Genomic DNA, 19485 nt, shown 5'->3' with positions numbered 1-19485 from the left:
CGGGTATAGGAGGAACGGTCGTGCGAGTGCTTGTTCAAAACTGCTTCAATCGTTTTCCGCTCCGGCTGCGCCGCGAACACCTGGAATGATCACTGCCCGTTGCCCATCGAAGCGAGCGGCCTTTGCTTTCCGGCTGCGCCGTGCCGGTGTGATTTTGTCGCAACTTGTGCGGGCAGTATTCGCCAATTTACGGCATGGAACGACAAGATCGGTATTCCGGCGAGCCTAAGATTTTTCAGCGCAATTTTGACGGCTTAGCGAGTGATCGCCGGTGCATAGGATCGTCTCATGCTCAAGGGTTTTGCGGTCCCGCGGTCGCCGCGGGGGACCGCGGCTTTAACTCCCCCGCCGCCATGGCACTACGCAGCCGATGTGCTGGCGGTGGAGTTCTGGAGCGATCCGGAAGTGTCCGCCACCATGCTTCCCCAAGAGGTTGAGCTGGATGCGCGGAGCAATGGACGCTCTGTCGCGATTTTCGCCGATTGCCAATTTACGGCAAACGGTGACGAATATCTTGATCCCGCGCGCTACCAGAGCCGCGAGTTCCTCGTTCTGCTTGACGCCACGTGGCGCGGTTCGCAGATAGCCTGGTGCCCATACGCCTACACCGACAACGACGCGGCGATCATGATGGGCTGGGTCCAGGGGTATCCAAGAAAGCTTGGCGTCGTTCACCAGACCCGGACTTTTGCTGCCCAAAGTGCAGCATCGCCACCTCTCGGCCGCAATGGTCGACTTGCCGGTTGCGTCTCTGCCCATGGGCAGCGGCTTGCAGACGCCCGGTTAACATTGCGCGAAGAGGTGGATCGGCTCGATGGTCTGTTCGATCGACCTGTCGTGACCCGGCGATATTTTCCGCGGCTCTGCGCCGGCGCCCACGACAAACCGGTCGTGGACGAACTGGTCCTGTGCATCATGGACAACGTCATGATCACCAACGGATGGATCGGCTCGGCGGAACTGATCTTTCCCGAAGTGCACGGCGAAGATCTCGACATGCTGGGCCCGATCAAGGTCGGACGCGGCTATCGATTCGCATTCTCCTTTTCCGTTTCCTGCAACGAGATATTGGCGAATCTGGCTGTCTAGCTCCGGCCTCATAACCCACTGAAACCGGCAACGCGTCATTGGAGGCCGGCACCGCAAGAATAGACAAGCTGACGCAAGCCGGTGAAATCAATTGCGGCCGGCCTTGATAAACTTTCCCGCAAATGAGCGAGACGCGCAGGAATTGAAATGCTCAAGGGCTTCATCGTTCCCAAGTCGCCGTTCGGCCAGGCAGCACTGGCTGCGTCGCCGCCCTGGCACTACTCGGGCGACGTCGTAGGAGTCGAGTTCTGGGCGGACCCTGCTGCGGCCGCGGCGACACTGCCGCACGGCCTTTCGCCCGATCCAAAGTCGAACGGTCATGCCGTCATGATGTTCCTGGACTGGCAATTCACCGCTCAGGATGACGAGTTTCTCGACCCGGCCCGTTACCAATATCGCGAGGCGTTCGTGCTGCTCGATGCGATCTACCGCGGCCAGCCCGTCATGTGGTGCCCTTACATCTATGTCGATAACGATGCCGCGTTGGCGCGGGGGTGGACGCAAGGCTTCCCCAAGAAGATGGGCAGCATTTTCCAAACGCGCACCTTTGCCGCCGCGGGCGCAGCCGCAGCGCCGGTCGTGCCCGGCGGCAGATTTGGCGCGAGCCTTTCCGCACACGGCGAGCGGCTCGCCGAAGCTCGCATCACCTTGCGCAAGCCGATCGAAAATGGATTGTCGCTGTTCAGCCGCCCGACGGTCATGTTGCGATACTTTCCGAGACTCGCCACCGGATTCCAGGACAAGCCGGCAGTCGACGAGTTGGTGATGTCGATCACTGACAGTCTGACTGTCGTCAACGGCTGGGTGGGGGAGGGTGAGATCTATCTTCCCGAGGCGAAAGGTGAGGAGCTGCACGCGCTTGCACCGAGACGCATCGAATCCGGCTTCCGCTGTTCGCTCGCTTATTCGGTCACGGATCTCAAAATACTCGAAGATCACGTGCACAAATGACGAACGGCGTAGCGTGTCCTCCCCGTTACGCCGAGGAGGGCCTCCGCGAACCGACAGCCCCTCTGTTCGTGGAGGCCCTCTGAAAGACATTTCAAGGAGAACGGTCGTGAGCAAAGCCGCTTCAGAATATCTTGTCGAGGCTCTCGAAAAAGCGGGAGTCAAGCGCGTCTATGGTGTCGTTGGCGATTCCCTCAATGGGTTTACCGACGCGATGCGGCGCAGGAAATCGATCGACTGGATTCACATGCGGCACGAAGAAGCCGCGGCTTTCGCGGCCGGCGCGGAGGCCCATCTGACCGGTAGCCTTGCCGTATGCGCCGGCAGTTGCGGCCCTGGCAACCTGCATCTGATCAACGGTCTGTTCGATTGCCAGCGCAACGGCGTGCCTGTGCTGGCGATCGCGGCTCACATTCCCAGCAGCGAAATCGGCATCGACTATTTCCAGGCAACGCATCCGGAAAGTCTCTTCAAGGATTGCAGTCACTACGTCGAACTCGTTTCCAGTCCCGGCAACTGCCACAGATCCTCAAGCGCGCCATTCGCGTCGCCGTCGCCAAACGCGGCGTGGCCGTCGTCGCGTTGCCGGGCGACGTCGCACTCATGAAAATCGACGCCGAGGTCCCCGAATGGCTTTTGCCTGCCGCACCTGTCTTGCGACCGGACGCCATCGACATCGATCGGCTGGCGAATTTTCTCAATGGAGCTTCGCGGGTGACCTTGTTCTGCGGGGCCGGATGCGCGGGCGCGCACGACGAGGTCGTCGAGTTGGCGCGAAAACTGAAGGCGCCGATCGTGCACGCTTTCCGCGGCAAGGAGTTTATCGAGTACGACAACCCTTACGATGTCGGAACGACCGGTCTCGTCGGCTTTGCGTCCGGCTATGCGGCCATGAAGGATTGTGACGCCCTGCTGATGTTGGGGACGGATTTTCCCTATCGGGCGTTTTATCCCGAAAAGGCAAAAATCGCCCAAATTGACGTGCGGCCCGAAGCGCTCGGCAATCGCTGCTCGCTGCACCTCGGCCTGCTCGGCACGGTGAAGGACACCGTGGAGGCCGTGTTGCCGGTGATCAAGGAGAAGACTGATTCAGGTCATCTCAAACGTGCGCTGACTCACTACAAGGAAGCACGCAGCGAACTCGATGCGCTCGCGGAGAGCGGTCCGAACAGCAACATCATCCATCCCCAGTATGTCACCCGCCTGGTCAGCGACCTGGCGGCTGATGATGCGATATTCACGTGCGACGTGGGGACGCCGATCATCTGGACCGCGCGCTATCTCAAGGTCAACGGCCGAAGGCGCATCGTCGGCTCGTTCAATCATGGATCGATGGCCAACGCGATGCTGCAAGCCATCGGCGCCCAAACGGCGTTTCCAGGTCGCCAGGTCATTTCGATGTCGGGTGACGGCGGCTTCAGCATGATGATGGGAGATTTCATCACGCTGACCCAGATGGGGCTTCCGGTGAAGGTCATCGTCCTCAACAACGGCACGCTCGGTTTTGTCGAAATGGAGATGAAGGCGAACGGCTTCCTGGACACCGGCTGCGACCTCAAGAATCCGAACTTCGCGCGCATGGCCGAAGCGGTCGGTATTCGTGGCATCCGTGTGGAGAAGCCACAGGAGTTGAACGCAGCCATCCAGGCCGCGCTCGAGCACAAGGGGCCAGTATTGGTCGACGTTGTGAGCGCCCGCCAGGAACTCGCCATGCCGCCGAAGACGACTCTGGATCAGGCCTATCATTTCGGAATGTATATGATGAAGGCCGTTCTCGACGGCCGGGCGACACAACTGATCGACCTTGCAAAGGTCAATCTCACGCGTTGAGCGTTGTCGGGAAGGAATGAAGGCGTGATATGGGCGCCGCCTTGTCCCTCCGGGGTGAAGGCCGGCGCCCTGTCTTGCCTTTCTGCTGCTGCCGGCACGGCCATTCACCTGTGCATTCTTGTTTCGTCTACGGCGCTCGCGCGCTGCGAGCGTCACTTCGTATGCGGGCCCGGCTGCATGAGGCGCCCTCGTAAAGATCTGAAATTGCTGTTATTTGGCCGTTCTTTTTACCCCAATTAATAATTCAGAACGTAACTTAACAAGCCATAACGGGTGGTCTGGGGCATCCTTCGTTTGATCAGGAGGATGCGCCATGGACGGATCTCAAGCGACACCCGATATTTCGTCGACCGACTCGGCATTCGGCTACCTGGCAAGCAGCCTGGCACAGCTCCTTGAGGTGGTAAGGCGTGAGCTGGAGCATGATCGCGAGGCTGCGAAGGCGTCGCTTGCTGCAGCCTCGACCATCTTGCAATCCGAAATCGAACGCCATTCGGGCGCGAAACCGTCGGCAACGGCGGGGCTGACGGGCTGGCAGATCGCCCGGGTGCGGGCCTTTATCGACAAGAATTTGCATCGCACGATTCATACCCGGGATCTGAGCGCAGTTGCGCGGCGAAGCCCGGCTCATTTCTCGCGGTCGTTCAAGCTGACGTTTGGCGAACCACCGCATGCCTACGTCGTCAAGAGGCGCCTGGAGAAAGCTTGCAACCTCATGGTGACCAGTGCGGCTTCGCTGAGCGAAATAGCCCTGAGCGCGGGATTTTCGGATCAGGCGCACCTTTGCAAGTTGTTCAGGCAAGCCTTTGGCCAAAGCCCGGCCAATTGGCGACGCGAACGAGAGATGCAATAAGACGGGATAAGCCCCGAGAACCAGCCGCGCTGAAACGACTCAAGTCGAGTACTGCAAGCCTGGGCGATCGCCTGACATTTTAAGCTCATCGATCAATCGCTTCGCCTTCAGGAGATCGGGAGTATGGAATCCCTCCGCAAACCTCCCATAGACAGAGTCAAGCAATTCCAGCGCCTCATGCGGGTGAGGCGCGCTCATTCGGCCTAGCGTTGTTGCGGCGCGCAGCTCAAATGAAAGCGCTCCCCGACGGCGTGCGAGCGCAGCGGCCCGCCGACAAAGATCAACACCATCATCCATCCGCCCGGTCGCTTCGGCCACCACACTCTTTACCCGCAAGATTTCGGGCGTCCACCAATGTTCGGGATCGTTGACGTCGTCTCTGTCGTTCTGCTGAAGAATCGATTCGGCGACTTCCAGCCGGCCCAGATTTGCGGCCGCCTCTGCAAGTTCGCTCCTTATGGCAGGATGGAATACACGGATGTGCGATGCGTCCTGCAATCGCAAGCCTTCTTCGACGAGCCGGCGTGCCTCATCGAGTTGGCCGCGTCGCGCCTGGCAAAGACCCAGTATCGACAGCCCAAACCCCTGGAACTGAACTATCCCGTGCGTCCGCGCATGCTCAACCAGATCAACCATGTCGGCTTCGATCTTGTCGATATCGGACTCGATGAAATAATGAGTGAGGCCGTTCCACATGCCGGCGACCGCGATTGGCAGCGGGAACTCCAGCGATCGGGCCACGGATACCGCTTCGCTACCAATGCGCAGGGCCTGTTCGGGTGATCCGGTCAGCCACCAAAGAAACGAAAGATTACCGAGAGCGTCCGAGCGTCTGTCATAGCCAGTTTGCTTCATCATGGCCAACCGCGACGCTTCTGTATCCACCGTAATGAAGCGCTGATAGTGGCTCATTGCCTCTTCCGGCCGTCCGAGGTGCAGATTCGATTGTCCCAGCATCCATTCTGCTTGACCGATCGCGCCTGAATTGTCGGCGCGCTCGGCCGTGCGCAGACAATCTTCGGCTACCGCAAGACAGTCGGCGTAATGCGGTACACGAATCTGGAGGGCCCACAAGGCAAGATGGCAACTCATCTGGCTTTCGACGTCGCCGAGGCTCACGGCAAGGCCGAAGGCCTTGTTCCAGACGGGTTTGAATTCGCCGATATCGCTCGCGGTGAACAGCAGCGTGCTCGCGAGTGCCATGCAGATTCCCAGATGCTGCGGCAGTGGTGCGGGCGTGTCGTCGAGGAGCTGGTATGCTGTCCTCATCCAATCATGGCACTCGGTGAGAAGGCCCAAACCGAGCCAGGTCGTCGCGGATAACGCAGCCAATTGCACGCCCAACTCGGAATCGCCCGAGGGCTTGAACGACCAACTGAGCGCCGCGCGAATATTCTCGATTTCCGCCGCCAGCGCCCGAGGGTCCTGGTTTTCACGCGCCGCTTGCGCCAGCAGATCGCGGTAGTAGGTAGCGTGTCGCCGGCACAAATCGAGGCTCTCGCCTGCCTGCTGCAGCTTTGACCCGGCATAGGTCCGGGTCATGTCCAGCAGACGATAACGCTTCGACGCGCCGGGATCGGCGGAGGCGAGAGACTTCGCGACCAAACTCGCGACGATTCGGTGAAACTCCAAGCTTCCCGGCCCGTCACCGGTCACCACGCCGCAGGCGGCGTCGAGCGTGAACCCGCCTGTAAAGACGGATAACTGCCGGAATACCCTTCTTTCGTCGTCCGAAAGCAGATCGTAGCTCCAGTCAAGCGTCGCGTTCAGCGTTTGCTGACGAGGCGGCGCGGTCCGCCGGCCGGGCCAGAGCAACGCGAACTGGCCGTTGAGAAGCGATGCGGTATCGCGAATGCCGTAGGCTGCGACACGTCCGGCGGCGAGCTCGATCGCGAGCGCGATGCCGCCGAGCTGGCGGCACATCCCGCTCACGATCCGTGCGTCCTCGTCGACAAGCCCCTTGCTGAACCCGGCACTTACGATGCGATTGACGAACAATTGCACGGCCGGATACGCAAGAGCTTCGGCAGCGGTGAGTTTCTCATCCTCTGGCGGGCTGATCAGTGGAGGCAACGGGTAAATGTGCTCGCCCTCCACCCGCAACGCTTCGCGGCTCGTCGCCAGGATGTAAAGGTCCGAGGCTTCTCGAAAGAGCCGCTCCGCGACCCTGGCCGCTTCCGCGATGAGGTGCTCGCAACTATCGAGGACGAGCAAGACGCGCTTGCCGCGGAGATGCGTGGCCAGTTCCGGTATCGGATCTTGCGCCCGAACTGGAAGACGAAAGGCGGACGTGATCGCTGACGCCAGAAACTGCGGGGAATTGACAGGACTGAGTTCGACAAGGCACACCGCGCCAAGAAATTCGTCAAGGAGCTCATGCGCGGCGGATAGGACAGTTGTGGTCTTTCCTACTCCTCCCGCTCCAACGACGGTCACGAACCTGCGTGCAAGCAGTTCTTCGCAGATCGCGCGGACGTCCTCATCCCGGCCCACCATTCGGGCGAGTGGCGGGGGCAATGGATATGCGGGCTCAATAGCGGGAACCGACTCGGGCAATTCCTCGATCGTTTCCCGCACGATCGGGGCGACAAGGCAATAACCGCGGCCGGGCACGGTCGCGAGGCAACGCGTACCATCACAGTCCAGCGCTTTACGCAGCGCCGCAACATGAACGCGAAGACTGACGTTTTCGACAAAAACGTCTGGCCAAACCTTCGCGATCAACTCTTTCTGGGTAACGACTTCGCCAGGTCTGTCCGCCAAAGCGAGCAAGATGTCGAACGAGCGGCCGCCCAGCTTGACGACCTCAGTGTCCCTCATCAGCAGGCGTTGAGACGGGAAGAGCTTGAATGCTCCAACGTGGACAACTTCGGGTGCTGGGCGATCATTCCGTCGAAGCATGTTAAAGCCACGCCCGCAAAATTCGATCCCGCGCGGCTTTCGTATTGATGTTCCTGAAGGTCAACAAGAAACCCTGCCGCGTCCAAGCCAAGAATATACGAAACAGAATACGGGTGGACAGCAAAATTTCACCGTCATCTGCAAAAGGACGCGGGAAGGCAAAGATCAACAAGCCAGGATAGCCTGATATGACTTAGGCTACCGCCCAAAAGCCGTCACCGAGAAAGCGCCTTAAAGCGAAAAAGGATTCACAGCTGCGACGCGCCTTTGCTAGTCGTTCAGGCAAACCTTCGGTCAAAGCCGGCCAATTGGCGACGCGAACGAGAGATGCAATAAGATGGGTTAAACCTCGAGAACCGGCACCGGCCAGAAAATATCCCATGGGCGATGAGAATCGGAAATTTCTGAGCTTCGGCCCTTTCGAACTTTCGATTGACAGCAGGCGTCTGACGAACGGTACGCAGACCGTAGCCCTCGGCGCCCGTGCCATGGACATCCTCATTTCTCTGGTCGAACAGCCAAACAAGGTTGTCGGCAAGCACGATTTGATCGAGCGTGTCTGGCCCAACCAAAGGGCCGACGAGGTCAGCCTTCGTGTCCACATCTCGGCTTTGCGAAAGGCCCTGGCTCAAGGCGATCCCAGCAGGCGATATATCGCAAACGTGCCGGGGCGCGGCTACAGTTTCATCGTCCCGATTGCGACGTCCTTTCTGCAAACGCCCGAACCAAAGGCGGCGCGTCATGCGTGGCTGCCCGCTCGTCTGGAGCGCATGGTTGGTCGTAACGCGACCGTTGCAGCGATCCAGGCGAAGCTTGCCGAGCAGAAGTTCGTTACGATCGTTGGGCCCGGAGGCATAGGGAAGACGACCGTGGCAGTGGCGGTCGCGCATGAGATGCGCTCGATCTTCGACGGTGAAGTTCGTTTCGTGGATCTCAGTCCGCTTGATGACGTCTCTCTCGTCGCACCCGCCGTGGCGAGCGCATTCGGGCTTGCGATCCAAACAGCCGATGTGCTTCCGCTTTTGATCGACCGTTTGGCTGGACCGCCCAAGCTCCTTGTGCTCGACAGTTGCGAACATCTAATCGATGGCGCCTCCGCTCTCGCAGAAAAGCTGTTCGGTCATGTGCCGACACTGCACCTGCTCGTGACCAGCCGGGAAGCGTTGCGCGCCGAAGGAGAGAACGTTCACGAACTCGCCGCGCTTGCGTACCCTCCGGAAGATCAGACCCTCCTGGCGTCGGATGCCCTGAAATACCCCGCTGTCCAGTTGCTGGTTGACCGCGTCAAAGCCTTGCAGCGGCAATTCGACTTGCACGATCTGGATGCGCCGGTTGCCGCCGGAATCTGCCGGCGGCTGGATGGCATTGCTTTGGCGATCGAACTGGCAGCAGGCAGGGTCGACGTCTATGGCCTCGGCAAGACCGCAAGCCTGCTGGACGATCGCCTGGATCTGTCGTGGGCTGGGCGTCGGACGGCGATGCCGAGGCATCAGACGCTGAACGCCGCGCTGGAATGGAGCTACGATCTTCTCGATGAAGAGCAAAAGCACGTTCTCAACAGGCTGAGCGTGTTCTCGGGTGGATTCGCCTTCGAGGCGGCGATCGCCGTCGTTGCCGATGACGCGGTCGACGAAGCAAAGGTCGCCGACTGTCTTTGGGAGCTGCGATCGAAATCGATGATTGCCCTTTACGGGCAAACCGCACGACTGCGTCTGCTCGACACCACCCGCGCCTTTGCCGCGCGGCGGCTGACTGAAGCGGGAGAGCAGGGCTTGTTCCGGCGCCGCCACGCGCTTTATTTCAGCGACTTGTTCAGACAGGGAGCCTCGATGGATGTGTCGGGCTGGCCCAAAGCGCTTGCGATCGAGGTCGGCAATCTCAGGGCCGCCATGAACTGGGCATTTTCCGATGCGGGCGATGCGAAAGTTGGTGTTGATCTTGCGGCGGCATCGGCGAGCACCTGGATGGGGATGGCCCTGCTGACCGAATGCCGGCAGTGGATGGCGAAGGCCATTAGCTGTCTCGACGCGATGAATTCAGGTTCGCGGCAAGAAATGATCATTCAGTCTGCGCTCGCCAGCAGCATGATGTTCACGCTTGGCATGACCGAGGAGTCATATGCCGGGTGGGCCAAAGCGAGGCGTCTTGCCGAGGGTCTCGGCGACGTCGAATTTCAGCTCGTCTCGTTGCTTGTTCTCTGGGCTCACAGGATCAGGCTTCCACGATACGCAGAAGCCATCGAATTGGCGGAACGCTGCGCAGAGGTCGCCGAAGCGTCCGGCGATCGCGGCGCTGTCGCAACCGCGAGCTATATGCGGGGCGTAACCTACCACCACACCGGGCGATTGGCGCACGCCGAGAGTATGCTTGAGGCTTCCCTGCATCACGATGTCGAAGCTGTTCGAAAGGCTATCATCGAGCGATTTGGCTACGATCGCAAAACGGACGCATTGGCCGTTTTGGCGAACCTGGTCTGGCTACGGGGCGCACCCGATCAAGCGCGGCGGCTCGGCCGGATGTCGATCGCCGAGGCTCGCCAGCTCGATCAGGCCGTGCCGCTCTGCGTTGCGCTCACCTGGACGGCGCTCACCGCGTATCTGACAAATCCGGAGGACGGCGAGGCCGATGCTCTCGCCAATGAGCTTGTCGAGCACGCCGGAAAACACGCGGTGGATAGTTATTACGGTTTCGGCTTTGCCATGCAGGCGCTCGGCAAGGTCAGGCAAGGCGAGGTCGAAGCGGCCACCGATTTGCTTTATTCAGGATTGGAGAAGCTGTCTGCGGCTCGCTACGGTGTTTTCCATCCGATCTTGCAAGCAGAGTTTGCGCGGTGCTTGGCGGTTCTTGGCCACACCCGGCAGGCCGTTGCTGTTTTCGAGCGTGCGGAAATCAACCTTGATGACGAACACCAGCTTTTTGTCCCCGAGTTACTTCGGATCAGGGGCGAACTGGCCTTGCGCGGCCGCGAAGGGTTGGATGCCTGCAAAGGGTACTTTCTCCGCGCGATCGAGATATCGGACAGGCGAGGAAGCTTGTCGTGGACGCTGAGAACGGCGACAAGCCTCGCCATCGCCGAGACGTCGGATGCGGGACGAGAAGAGGCGAAGTCGATCCTGCGCGCCACTCTTGCGAAATTCCGCGATGGATCGGACACGTTCGACCTGAGACTGGCCAATCGTGTATTGGACGGCTCTTACCGGCGCGATCAAGGCATCGGGATCGCGTACTGATGGCGTTTGTAAGCTAGATGTCGGCGTCAACAGACGGAGCGCTGGGCTCATTCCGTGATGACGAGACCGAGGGTCTGCGCGCGCGCCACCGCCTGTGAGCGCCGTTCGACACCGAGTTTGGTGAAAACGCTCTTGAGATGCGATTTGACCGTCTCTGGACCGATGTCGAGGCGCCGGGCGACTTCCTTGTTCGATAATCCGTGCGCGATTAGCTGCAGAATATCGGTTTCACGCGGGCTCAATGCGCCGAGAAGCTGTGGTCTTGAAGCCGGTGCAAGTCGATCCTGTTGCGCGCGCTCGACACCCCCCATGAGCCTGTCGACATAGGACATCAGATCCGCGCCAATGTTTCTGTTGACCTGGGTCGCCTGGAGAATTTGGTCGATGATCGGCCCCTCGTCCAAAACGGTCTGGTAAAGGCCGGCTGATGCGCACGCGGTCAGAACGCGGCGAAAGCGGTTCACAGCCTCCGCGGTTTTGCCTGCCTTGAGCTGAACTGCCGACAGATGAATCGCGCTTCGGATCAGGAAGTAACGATGCTGCGCCGCTTCGGTGTCGTGTTGCAGAACCTGCAGGATCGATATGGCGTCGTCGGGACGGTCCTGTTGCCCCAATAAGTGCGCGCGCGCCAGCTTGTGATACCATTCAATTTCCGACCAGGCGCAAGGCCTCACTGCCGCGTACTTTCGCGCCAGGCGCTCCAGCCGATCGACGCAAGCGGCGGCCTCATCGATGCGGCCATCGTTCAGGTGAAGCCGCGCTTGCTCTGCTATTGCGCTGGCTGAGAGCCTGCCCCAGCCGCGTGCGACGCCCTGATTTTCCGCCTGTTCCAGGATCGTGCGGGTTCGATCGAAGTTCATCCGGGCGGCAGCGACTCTGGCGAGGACGAAATAGGCGCTCAACACGCATTCGTGCATCGTGCCGGAGATGATCAGCGGCACCCGGTCGATAATCCAGCTCTCCGCCTCGTCGATCTGACCGTCCTCATACCTTATTCTTGCGATCAGACTTGCCGGCAAAGCCGCCGCAACCGAATTCGGTCCGACGCCTTGTTCGGCGATCCGCAGGCCCTCGCGATACTGCGCATCCGCTGCCGCAAGACGTATCTGCCGCTCCTCGGCAAGCCCTTGAAGACAGCGCCGGTATACCGAAGCAAATGCGTTCCTGTGATCCTCTTCGATCGAATATGGGATCCATGGTGTGGCGTAGAATTGCTTGAGGTCTCCCGCTTTCATGTGGCAATAGCGAACGACATTCGAGGCGACGTTCGCCGCCCACGGATCGGAAGAGTTATTCACGCAGTCCTGCGCCAAAGGCAGCGCGCGTTCGGTGTCGTCCATAAGCCCGATGGTGAGGGCGCGAATCGCCCGGCATTCCGACAGCAGGTCGCTTTGCCGTGGATCATTTGCATCGACGTCCTGCTGAATTTCGGTTGCGAGTTGCAGGGCCTCTTCAAAACGCAGCGCCAGCGCCAACCCCCAGGCGATCGCCATTCTCACCTCGGGCTGGCTTCGCATCAGTTCGCCGGGAAACAGACGCCGCCATTCAAGCAGGGTGAACAGATCGCCCCTCGTGATCAAAGCCATGGCGCAATTCTTGATCCAGCCGATTGCGCGATCCGAATCGCCGGCCGCGATCGCATGCTGAACTGCTTCGGTCCATAGTTCCTGTGAGGCGTGCCAAAGGGAGGCGCGCCTGTGCAGCTCCGGGATGTCGATATCGGCGTCCGCCTCCAGCCGCTGTCTCAGGTACTCGGCGAGCAGCGTGTGGCAACGGTGCCAAACACCGTCGTTGCCAAGCGGTGTGAGCAGCATCTGGCGTTGCGAAAGCGCTGTCAGGATTGTGCGGCTCGTACTCGCGCCGGTTACGGCCTCGCATAATGGACCGGAGAGCCGATCAAGAATGGCCGTTCGCAGCAAGAAGTCGACCAATTCGGCCGGCAGTGCATCAAGCATCTCCGACAGATAGGCCGCGATCGGACGCTGTGAACCCGAGAGACTGTGCACATACTCTTTCAGGTCAGGCCCGGATTGTGAGGCCATGGACACGATAATTCGCAAGGCGGCTGGCCACCCTTCGGTCTTGCGCTGCAAGAGCAGGACCTCGGGGAGCTCCAGCACCCCGGGTCTGGCGCGGTCGAGAAATGCCACCGTCTCCTGCATGTCAAACCGCAGGGCGGCGGCATCGATTTCGATCAGCTGATTCTGGGCTCGCAAGGTCGCGAGCGGCAGCGGCGGCTCTGTACGTGTCGTCAGCACGACGTGACAGTGGGAAGGCGCGTGCTTCAGAAAATACGCGACGGTTTGATGGATGCGAGCAGCGCTGAGCCAGTGGTAGTCCTCAAAAAAGAAGTATACGTCCTCTTCCACCTCTGTCAGGTCGTTGATCAGGCTTGATAGAACCGCTGGCGGGTCGATCAGGTTATTCTCCAGGATCAACTCGATCGCGCTGGCGCCGACGTCGGGACAGGCGCGGTGCACGGCCTGCGACAAATAGAACAGAAACCGTGTGGCTTCGTCGTCGTCCGAGTCGATGGTAAGCCATGCAACGGCACAGCCGTTTTGCTCAAGCTGTTCGGCCCAGGCAGCCGCGAGCGAGGTTTTACCGAACCCCGCCGGCGCTTTGATGACCCCAAGTTGCTTGGCCGGGAGCCCGGACAGCATCGCCAGCAGCCGCGGACGGGCGACAAGGCCGCCAAGTCGAGCCGGCACGATCTTCGTCGCCAGGAACGGCAACCGTCCTGCGCTGGCGAAGGCACTTATTCCAGCTCCAATTGCATTGTGGCTTGAGCTGGGTTCGATCAAGGGGACCCCCTTCGCGTGTCGGTCGTCCCCCCATCAGGGGGATACCCTCAATGGTGGAAGTGTACGATCACAGTTCGCGAGAGGGAAGGGTTGGGATCGCTAGAGGCAAGTTCGTGGAACGCAATCACCGGCTGTTGAGCCGGGGTGGTGCGGTTGCACACCAGAACGACAACAGGCCAATATCGACCAGTGGGCGCGAACTCCGGTTACGTGGCGATTGTGTGGGTATTGCGGCACATGAGAAATCTGCGTTGGAAGCCATGGCGGGCGATAACTTTCACAGAAAACTGAAGTTCGGCCCTTTTGAGCTTTCGAGTGGCGAGAGAGTCCTTCAACGCGACGGTGTCATGCTTCCCCTCGGCAGCCGGGCGCTCGATATCTTGATCTATCTTGCCGAGCGTCCCGGCGAAGTCGTCACAAAGAAAGAGCTCATTGATCACGTCTGGCCGGACGTTGTGGTCGAGGAGGGAAGCCTCCGCGTCCATATTGCCGCGATCCGAAAAGCGCTTGGGGACGGCAAATTCGGAAACCGGTACATCACGAACATCCAGGGCAGAGGCTATTCGTTTGTCGGCTCTGTGGCTGGACATGTCGACCGAAGCACCAATATTCCAGACAGTCGCTACGAGAGCAGCCTGCCCGCGCGCCCCCGCAGGATGGTCGGGCGCGACCTCATCCTGAGCGACGTTCTAGAGAGCCTTCGCAAACAGCGGTTCGTCACCCTGCTTGGCCCGGGCGGCATCGGGAAGACCACCATTGCCGTGGCTGCCGGCCACGCCCTTGCCGCGGAGTTCGGCGGAGCGGTCTATTTCGTCGATTTGGGAAGCCTTGCCGATCCGCATCTTGTCGTTCGGGCCATCGGGACGTCCGTGGGGCTTGCGCCGACGTCGAACGAAACGAGCCAGGAACTCGTCGATCTCATCCGCACGAGAAAACTTCTTATTATCCTCGATAACTGCGAGCACGTGATACAGGCAGCCGCGCCGATCGCCGAGCAGCTCTTTCAGGAAGCTGAACAAGTCCATCTTCTCGCCACAAGTCGTGAAATGCTGAAGGTGGAAGGCGAACATTGCTGCCGCGTCGATCCCTTGGAGTTTCCGCCGACCGAAGCGGAGCAAACGGCGGATGTCGTGGCGCGGTATCCCGCTGTCCAGCTCTTCGTCGAGCGCGTAGCGGCCAGAGGTGGCAATTTCGTTCTTACAGACCGTGAGGCACCGTTGGTCGCTGATATGTGCCGCAAACTGGACGGATTGCCGCTCGCGATCGAATTGGCCGCCGGCCCCGTGGCTGCGCTGGGCATGAGGGGCACTCTCGCGGATTTGGCGTCTCGGCTGGAGTGGCTGAAACGTGGCCATCGCACCGCGATTCCCAGGCATCAGACGCTAAGGGCGACGCTGGATTGGAGCTACGACCTGCTGTCGGGCATGGAGAGAATTGTCCTCAGGCGAATTGCCCGGTTTGTCGGACAATTCAGCCTTGAAGGAGCAAGACGTGTCGCGGCCGACCCTGGCTCCGACCATGGAGCGATATTTGACGCCATCGCCGGTCTGATCGAGAAGTCGTTGATTGCGACCCGGCTTGACCAGGGCGAACCGCAGTACCGGTTGCTGGAGACGACGCGGGCATATGCGCTCGAGAAACTGGAGGAGCATGGTGAGCTCGACCCGATCTCGGCGCGACATGCGGAATACGTGATCCAACAGCTCGACTCGCAAAAGGAGATACGATCGGCTCTGCCAAGCGCTGAAAGAGTTGCGGCCTATTCCTGGCAACTCAGCAATGTTCGATCGGCGCTGGAATGGAGCTTCGGATCGCACGGCAACGACGAGATTGCGATAAGGCTTGCGGCCGCCTCAACGCAATTGTTTCTCGAGCTTTCGCTGTTGAGCGAATGTCGAATTTGGGCGGAGCGCGCAATCGTTCGTCTCGGAGATCAGCGCACGGATTCTCGTCGGGATTTGGAAATCTCGACGTCACTATCCTTCGCCTTGATGCACGCCAAAGGGAGTAGCGAGCTGATTCACAAGACATTCGCTCGCGCGCTCGACGCTGCGGACATGCAGGGAGACGCTGCCTACGAGTTGCGGCTTCTGAGCGGGCTCTTCACGTATTACCGTTGGAATATCGACATCAATGCTGCGCTCGATATCGCCTCTCGAAGCAAAGAAGTGGCCCTGAAAACCAGGGACCACGATGACATGGCGCTCGCTGAATCGCTGTTGGGCGCTGCCCATCATCTGGCCGGAAATCACCTCGTCGCGTTTAAGCATTTCGAAGCCGGGCTTAGCCACTCTGCCTTGGGCTCGCGCTTCCGCTTGGGGCAACACCTGTTTTATCACAACAGTCTTTTACTTGTCGGAATGGCCCGGTGTCTGCTGTACAGAGGTCTGGTAGATCAGTCACTTGATCACGCAAAGCGTGCCATAGAAGAAGCGGAGAAATCCGGTCATACCGCCACGCTTTGTCAATCTCTTAGCCTGGTTCTTCCGGTGTATTTGACGATGGCGGACATTCGCCGATCGGACCAATACATCACGCGGCTGACTGAACTCTCATCAGCCTCTTCGCTGAAGCCATACGGCGCCGCGGCGACGGGTCTGAGAGGCCAGTGGTTGATCCTCCAGAATAATCTCCGCGAGGGGATTCCGATGCTGAAAAGAGCTCTGGAAGAACTTCACGCCCAACGCCATGAAATGCTCAGCATGGACTTTGTCTGTGACCTGGCCGCGGGTCTCATCGAGGTTGGCGAGCACCAGGAGGCTCTGACGATGGTCATGAACGCCATAGATGCGCAGCATCACGGCGGGAAATTTCTATACATGCCTGCTCTGTTTAGAATGAGAGGGCTCGTCTTGGCGTCGCGATCGGCCAAGGATTATTTCGAAGCCGAAGAAAGCCTGCTTACGTCGATCGATTGGGCCAGGCGCCAGTCCGCAAGTCTATTTGAATTGAGTGCCGCTACGGACCTTGCTGAGCTGCTATTGAAGCAGCATCGTGCGTCGGAAGCCCGCGACCGTCTTGGCGCAGCGTTCGATCGAATGCCGGCTGGAATGGTATCTCCCGTTCACGAGCGGGCCCGGAAAACCCTCGATCGGCTGCAACCCGATATCGAGCCCATCGGCTAGGGCAGGCAGCCGGGACGACTGCGCGCCGTCTGCGCAACCGCGTACAAATCCTCGCATTCCCCTACAAGCCCGCTTCCACGGCCGGGCGCATGTTGCGCGACGACTACAAAAAGGGGTCGTCGCCATGAGCAAGAAGGTCGCAGAAATCATCGTTGAGACGCTACAGAGCGCCGGCGTCAAACATTGTTATGGCGTCGTGGGCGATACGCTCAACCTGATTGCCCACAGCATCTCCAAAAGCAGGATCGAGTGGGTGAGCATGCGCCACGAAGAGGCAGGCGCCTTCGCGGCCCATGGCGAGGCCTTGATAACCGGTAACCTCACGGCGTGCGCCGGAAGCTGCGGCCCGGGCAGCCTGCACTTCATCAACGGCATCGTCGAGGCGAACCGCAATCGCGCGCCTGTCATTCTGATCGCGAGCCAGATCGTTCGCGACGAATTGGGGTTCGAGTTTCCCCAGGAGGTCGATTTCAAGGCGATATACGGCAGCATCAGCGTCTATTGCGACATGATCCTGACCCCTGAACAGGCCCGGCGCAAGACCGTCATGGCTTGCCAATCCGCCATCGCGAAGAGTGGAGTGGCCGTCCTGATCGTTCCGGTCGACATCTCGCATTCCGACGTCAAAGACGATGTGCCGTATGCGGTGCATACGAGCCGTCCGATCATACGCCCCAACGATGCTGAACTGGATCAGATCGCGGCCATCATCAACACCGGCGAGAAGGTCGCCATCTATGGCGGGGCAGGTTGCCGTGGCGCGCATGACGAGATTCTTCGCGCGGCCGAGATCCTCAAGGCGCCGATCGCCCATACCAGCCGCGCCAAGGACTCTCTCTCATACGACAATCCGTACAATGTCGGCATGACCGGGCTCATCGGAAACGAGGCGGCCTATCAGGCCGTTCGGGAATGCGACACCCTGCTGCTGCTTGGTGCGAATTTCGCCTGGCGGCAATTCTACCCGGACCACGCCAAGATCGTGCAGATCGATATCGATCCTACTCATCTGGGCCGCCGCCATCCGATAACCCGGGGTGTGGTCGGCGACATCAAAGCTACGCTCGAAGCATTGATTCCTCGTCTGCACAAAAAGACGGACACCACTTTCCGCGATCACTTCGTCCAACGCTACCGCGACGTCATGGCCAATCAGATGGAAAAGGCCGCGCCCAAGCGACGCGATACCATTTCCGGGATCTACCTGACCGAGGTCATTGACCGCATGGCGGCGGACGATGCTCTCGTTGCAGGAGATGACGGAACGGCGACTGTCTGGATGCACCGCTATTTCAAGGCCACCCCCAAGCGGCGTTTCTACGCCAGCCTCCTGCACGGAACCATGGCGGCCGCCATGCCGACCGCGCTCGGCCTGCAAAAGGCTCAGCCTGGCCGTCAGGTTATCTCGCTTTCGGGCGACGGCGGGATCGGAATGTTGATCGGCGATCTGATGACTGCCGTCCAGCACAAGCTGCCGATCAAGGTGGCGGTGTTCAACAACGGAAAGCTGGGCTTCATCGATATCGAGCAGAAGTCGGAAGGGCTGTTGCCGCTCTACACCCATCTTCAGAATCCCGATTTCGGCGCGGTCGCAAAGGCGATGGGCCTGTGGGGCCGCACCGTCGCCAAGGCGGACGAGCTCGAGGCAGCCGTCAGTGAGTGGCTCGCCCAGCCGGGCCCGGCTTTGCTCGACGTGAACGTCGAGCCCATGACGTTGGTGATGCCGCCGATGATCGAGTTTGGACCGGCCTACGGGATGGTCCTGTATTCCGCGCGGGCCGTGCTCGGCGGACAAACCCATGATCTGATCGAAATGATCAAGGAGAACATCTGAGCCGGTCGTGCCGGGGGCGCGATCCGACGGATGCGCGCTATCGCGTCGGCAAACGGGTCACATTAAAAGGGAATCGAGCAGCATGCCGCTTTATACGGTCACGACGCCGGATGGGTTGCTTTCGGCTCAGCAACGAGACACGATCGCGGCTGAGCTCGTTCGGATCCATACGGTGGCAATGCACGTGCCTGCGTATTTCGTCCATTCGATCTTTCCGACCTATCCTCGAAATCATGCCTATGTCGCCGCGGAACAGTCGCCGGTCAGTTCGATCGTGGGCGTGATCCGCGCCGGCCACACGCCGGAAGAGAAATCCCGGCTCGTTCAATCGCTCTGGAACATGTTCAAGGAAAAGACCGGGGTATCCGATCGCGACCTTTCCATCGCGCTGCAGGAAGTACCCGCGAGCCAGGCGATGGAGAACGGTGTGATCATGCCGGAGGTTGGGCACGAGAAGTAGACTCGAGGTCGCCGGCCCGTGCCATCGGCCGGGCCTGATCCGTTGTCGGACGCGGGTTATCTTGCGGGGGAGAGCCGCGATATAAAATCCATCTCCAGCTCGCCCTCGTAAGTTTCGGCGCCGACCTTCAATGCTTCCGCCGCGCGCGCTTGCGTCACCTCGCTGGCGACACTCAAATCGGACTCATGTGCTTCCACCAGAAGCCCCTCCGCCAAGGAGGCGAACGCTCCCTGATCCACAGCGGCCTTGACGTGAGCGATGGTGTGCGCAGGAAACGCCGCGATGCGGTGGGTCCGAGCTCGCACACGGGGGAAGATATCCGCAATCACGGTCCGGCCAGGCGCTACTGCTCGATCGTTTCCTAAAAAATTGAACGTCACATCCTAGTCGTAGCAGGTTCTTACAATCCAT

General features: G+C 60.0%; 10 protein-coding genes and 1 pseudogene. 8 read left to right on the top strand and 3 right to left on the bottom strand.

Annotated elements, in window-relative coordinates; translation table 11 throughout:
- The first annotated feature begins 288 nt into the window (after positions 1 to 288).
- From BUA38_RS09640 to BUA38_RS09625, 4 genes and pseudogenes are all read left to right on the top strand, one after another.
- A complete protein-coding gene (locus BUA38_RS09640) occupies positions 289 to 1089 on the top strand; it encodes an acetoacetate decarboxylase family protein (protein ID WP_072817720.1) in 801 nt (266 codons plus the stop codon).
- A gap of 147 nt (positions 1090 to 1236) precedes the next feature.
- Complete coding sequence (locus tag BUA38_RS09635) at positions 1237 to 2040, top strand: acetoacetate decarboxylase family protein (protein WP_072817719.1); 804 nt, start codon at positions 1237 to 1239, stop codon at positions 2038 to 2040.
- A gap of 106 nt (positions 2041 to 2146) precedes the next feature.
- Positions 2147 to 3867, top strand: a pseudogene (gene poxB / locus BUA38_RS09630) (ubiquinone-dependent pyruvate dehydrogenase).
- A gap of 313 nt (positions 3868 to 4180) precedes the next feature.
- Positions 4181 to 4720 (top strand): helix-turn-helix domain-containing protein, encoded by a 540-nt coding sequence (locus tag BUA38_RS09625; protein WP_072817718.1) that lies wholly within the window; start codon positions 4181 to 4183, stop codon positions 4718 to 4720.
- A gap of 39 nt (positions 4721 to 4759) precedes the next feature.
- On the opposite strand, the gene BUA38_RS09620 is transcribed toward BUA38_RS09625, so the two are convergent.
- The gene (locus tag BUA38_RS09620) at positions 4760 to 7540 is read right to left on the bottom strand and encodes an ATP-binding protein (protein WP_072817717.1); all 2781 of its coding nucleotides are present in this window, start codon (positions 7538 to 7540) and stop codon (positions 4760 to 4762) included.
- A 461-nt stretch (positions 7541 to 8001) separates the two neighbouring features.
- Between BUA38_RS09620 and BUA38_RS09615 the strand changes: the two genes are divergently transcribed.
- On the top strand, positions 8002 to 10851 hold the full coding sequence (locus BUA38_RS09615) for an ATP-binding protein (protein ID WP_072817716.1): 2850 nt from the start codon (positions 8002 to 8004) through the stop codon (positions 10849 to 10851).
- A gap of 47 nt (positions 10852 to 10898) precedes the next feature.
- Here the strand turns inward: BUA38_RS09615 and BUA38_RS09610 are convergent, their stop codons facing one another.
- Positions 10899 to 13655 (bottom strand): LuxR C-terminal-related transcriptional regulator, encoded by a 2757-nt coding sequence (locus tag BUA38_RS09610; protein WP_156898469.1) that lies wholly within the window; start codon positions 13653 to 13655, stop codon positions 10899 to 10901.
- Between the two features lie 113 nt (positions 13656 to 13768).
- Here BUA38_RS09610 and BUA38_RS09605 point away from each other — a divergent pair, with 113 nt between their 5' ends.
- From BUA38_RS09605 to BUA38_RS09595, 3 genes are all read left to right on the top strand, one after another.
- Positions 13769 to 16780, top strand: coding sequence for an ATP-binding protein (locus tag BUA38_RS09605; RefSeq protein ID WP_172806008.1), 3012 nt, complete (start codon positions 13769 to 13771; stop codon positions 16778 to 16780).
- A gap of 124 nt (positions 16781 to 16904) precedes the next feature.
- Complete coding sequence (locus BUA38_RS09600; protein WP_072817714.1) at positions 16905 to 18614, top strand: thiamine pyrophosphate-dependent enzyme; 1710 nt, start codon at positions 16905 to 16907, stop codon at positions 18612 to 18614.
- Between the two features lie 82 nt (positions 18615 to 18696).
- Positions 18697 to 19074 (top strand): tautomerase family protein, encoded by a 378-nt coding sequence (locus tag BUA38_RS09595; protein ID WP_072817713.1) that lies wholly within the window; start codon positions 18697 to 18699, stop codon positions 19072 to 19074.
- A 56-nt stretch (positions 19075 to 19130) separates the two neighbouring features.
- Here the strand turns inward: BUA38_RS09595 and BUA38_RS09590 are convergent, their stop codons facing one another.
- Positions 19131 to 19403, bottom strand: a complete 273-nt coding sequence (locus tag BUA38_RS09590; protein WP_072817712.1) for a hypothetical protein — start codon at positions 19401 to 19403, stop codon at positions 19131 to 19133.
- Positions 19404 to 19485: the final 82 nt, after the last annotated feature.

Source organism: Bradyrhizobium erythrophlei (assembly GCF_900142985.1).
In the GTDB taxonomy this organism is placed as follows: Bacteria; Pseudomonadota; Alphaproteobacteria; order Rhizobiales; family Xanthobacteraceae; genus Bradyrhizobium; species Bradyrhizobium erythrophlei_B.
Note: the sequence above shows the minus strand (reverse complement) of the source record. Positions and strands in the feature narration are given on the sequence as shown.

Excerpts from the sequence above, each read along its gene's own strand:
- BUA38_RS09640 (WP_072817720.1), top strand. The coding sequence starts at position 289 with ATGCTCAAGGGTTTTGCGGTCCCGCGGTCGCCGCGGGGGACCGCGGCT.
- BUA38_RS09600 (WP_072817714.1), top strand. The coding sequence starts at position 16,905 with ATGAGCAAGAAGGTCGCAGAAATCATCGTTGAGACGCTACAGAGCGCC.
- BUA38_RS09635 (WP_072817719.1), top strand. The coding sequence starts at position 1,237 with ATGCTCAAGGGCTTCATCGTTCCCAAGTCGCCGTTCGGCCAGGCAGCA.
- BUA38_RS09625 (WP_072817718.1), top strand. The coding sequence starts at position 4,181 with ATGGACGGATCTCAAGCGACACCCGATATTTCGTCGACCGACTCGGCA.
- BUA38_RS09615 (WP_072817716.1), top strand. The coding sequence starts at position 8,002 with ATGGGCGATGAGAATCGGAAATTTCTGAGCTTCGGCCCTTTCGAACTT.
- BUA38_RS09595 (WP_072817713.1), top strand. The coding sequence starts at position 18,697 with ATGCCGCTTTATACGGTCACGACGCCGGATGGGTTGCTTTCGGCTCAG.
- BUA38_RS09620 (WP_072817717.1), bottom strand. The coding sequence starts at position 7,540 with ATGAGGGACACTGAGGTCGTCAAGCTGGGCGGCCGCTCGTTCGACATC.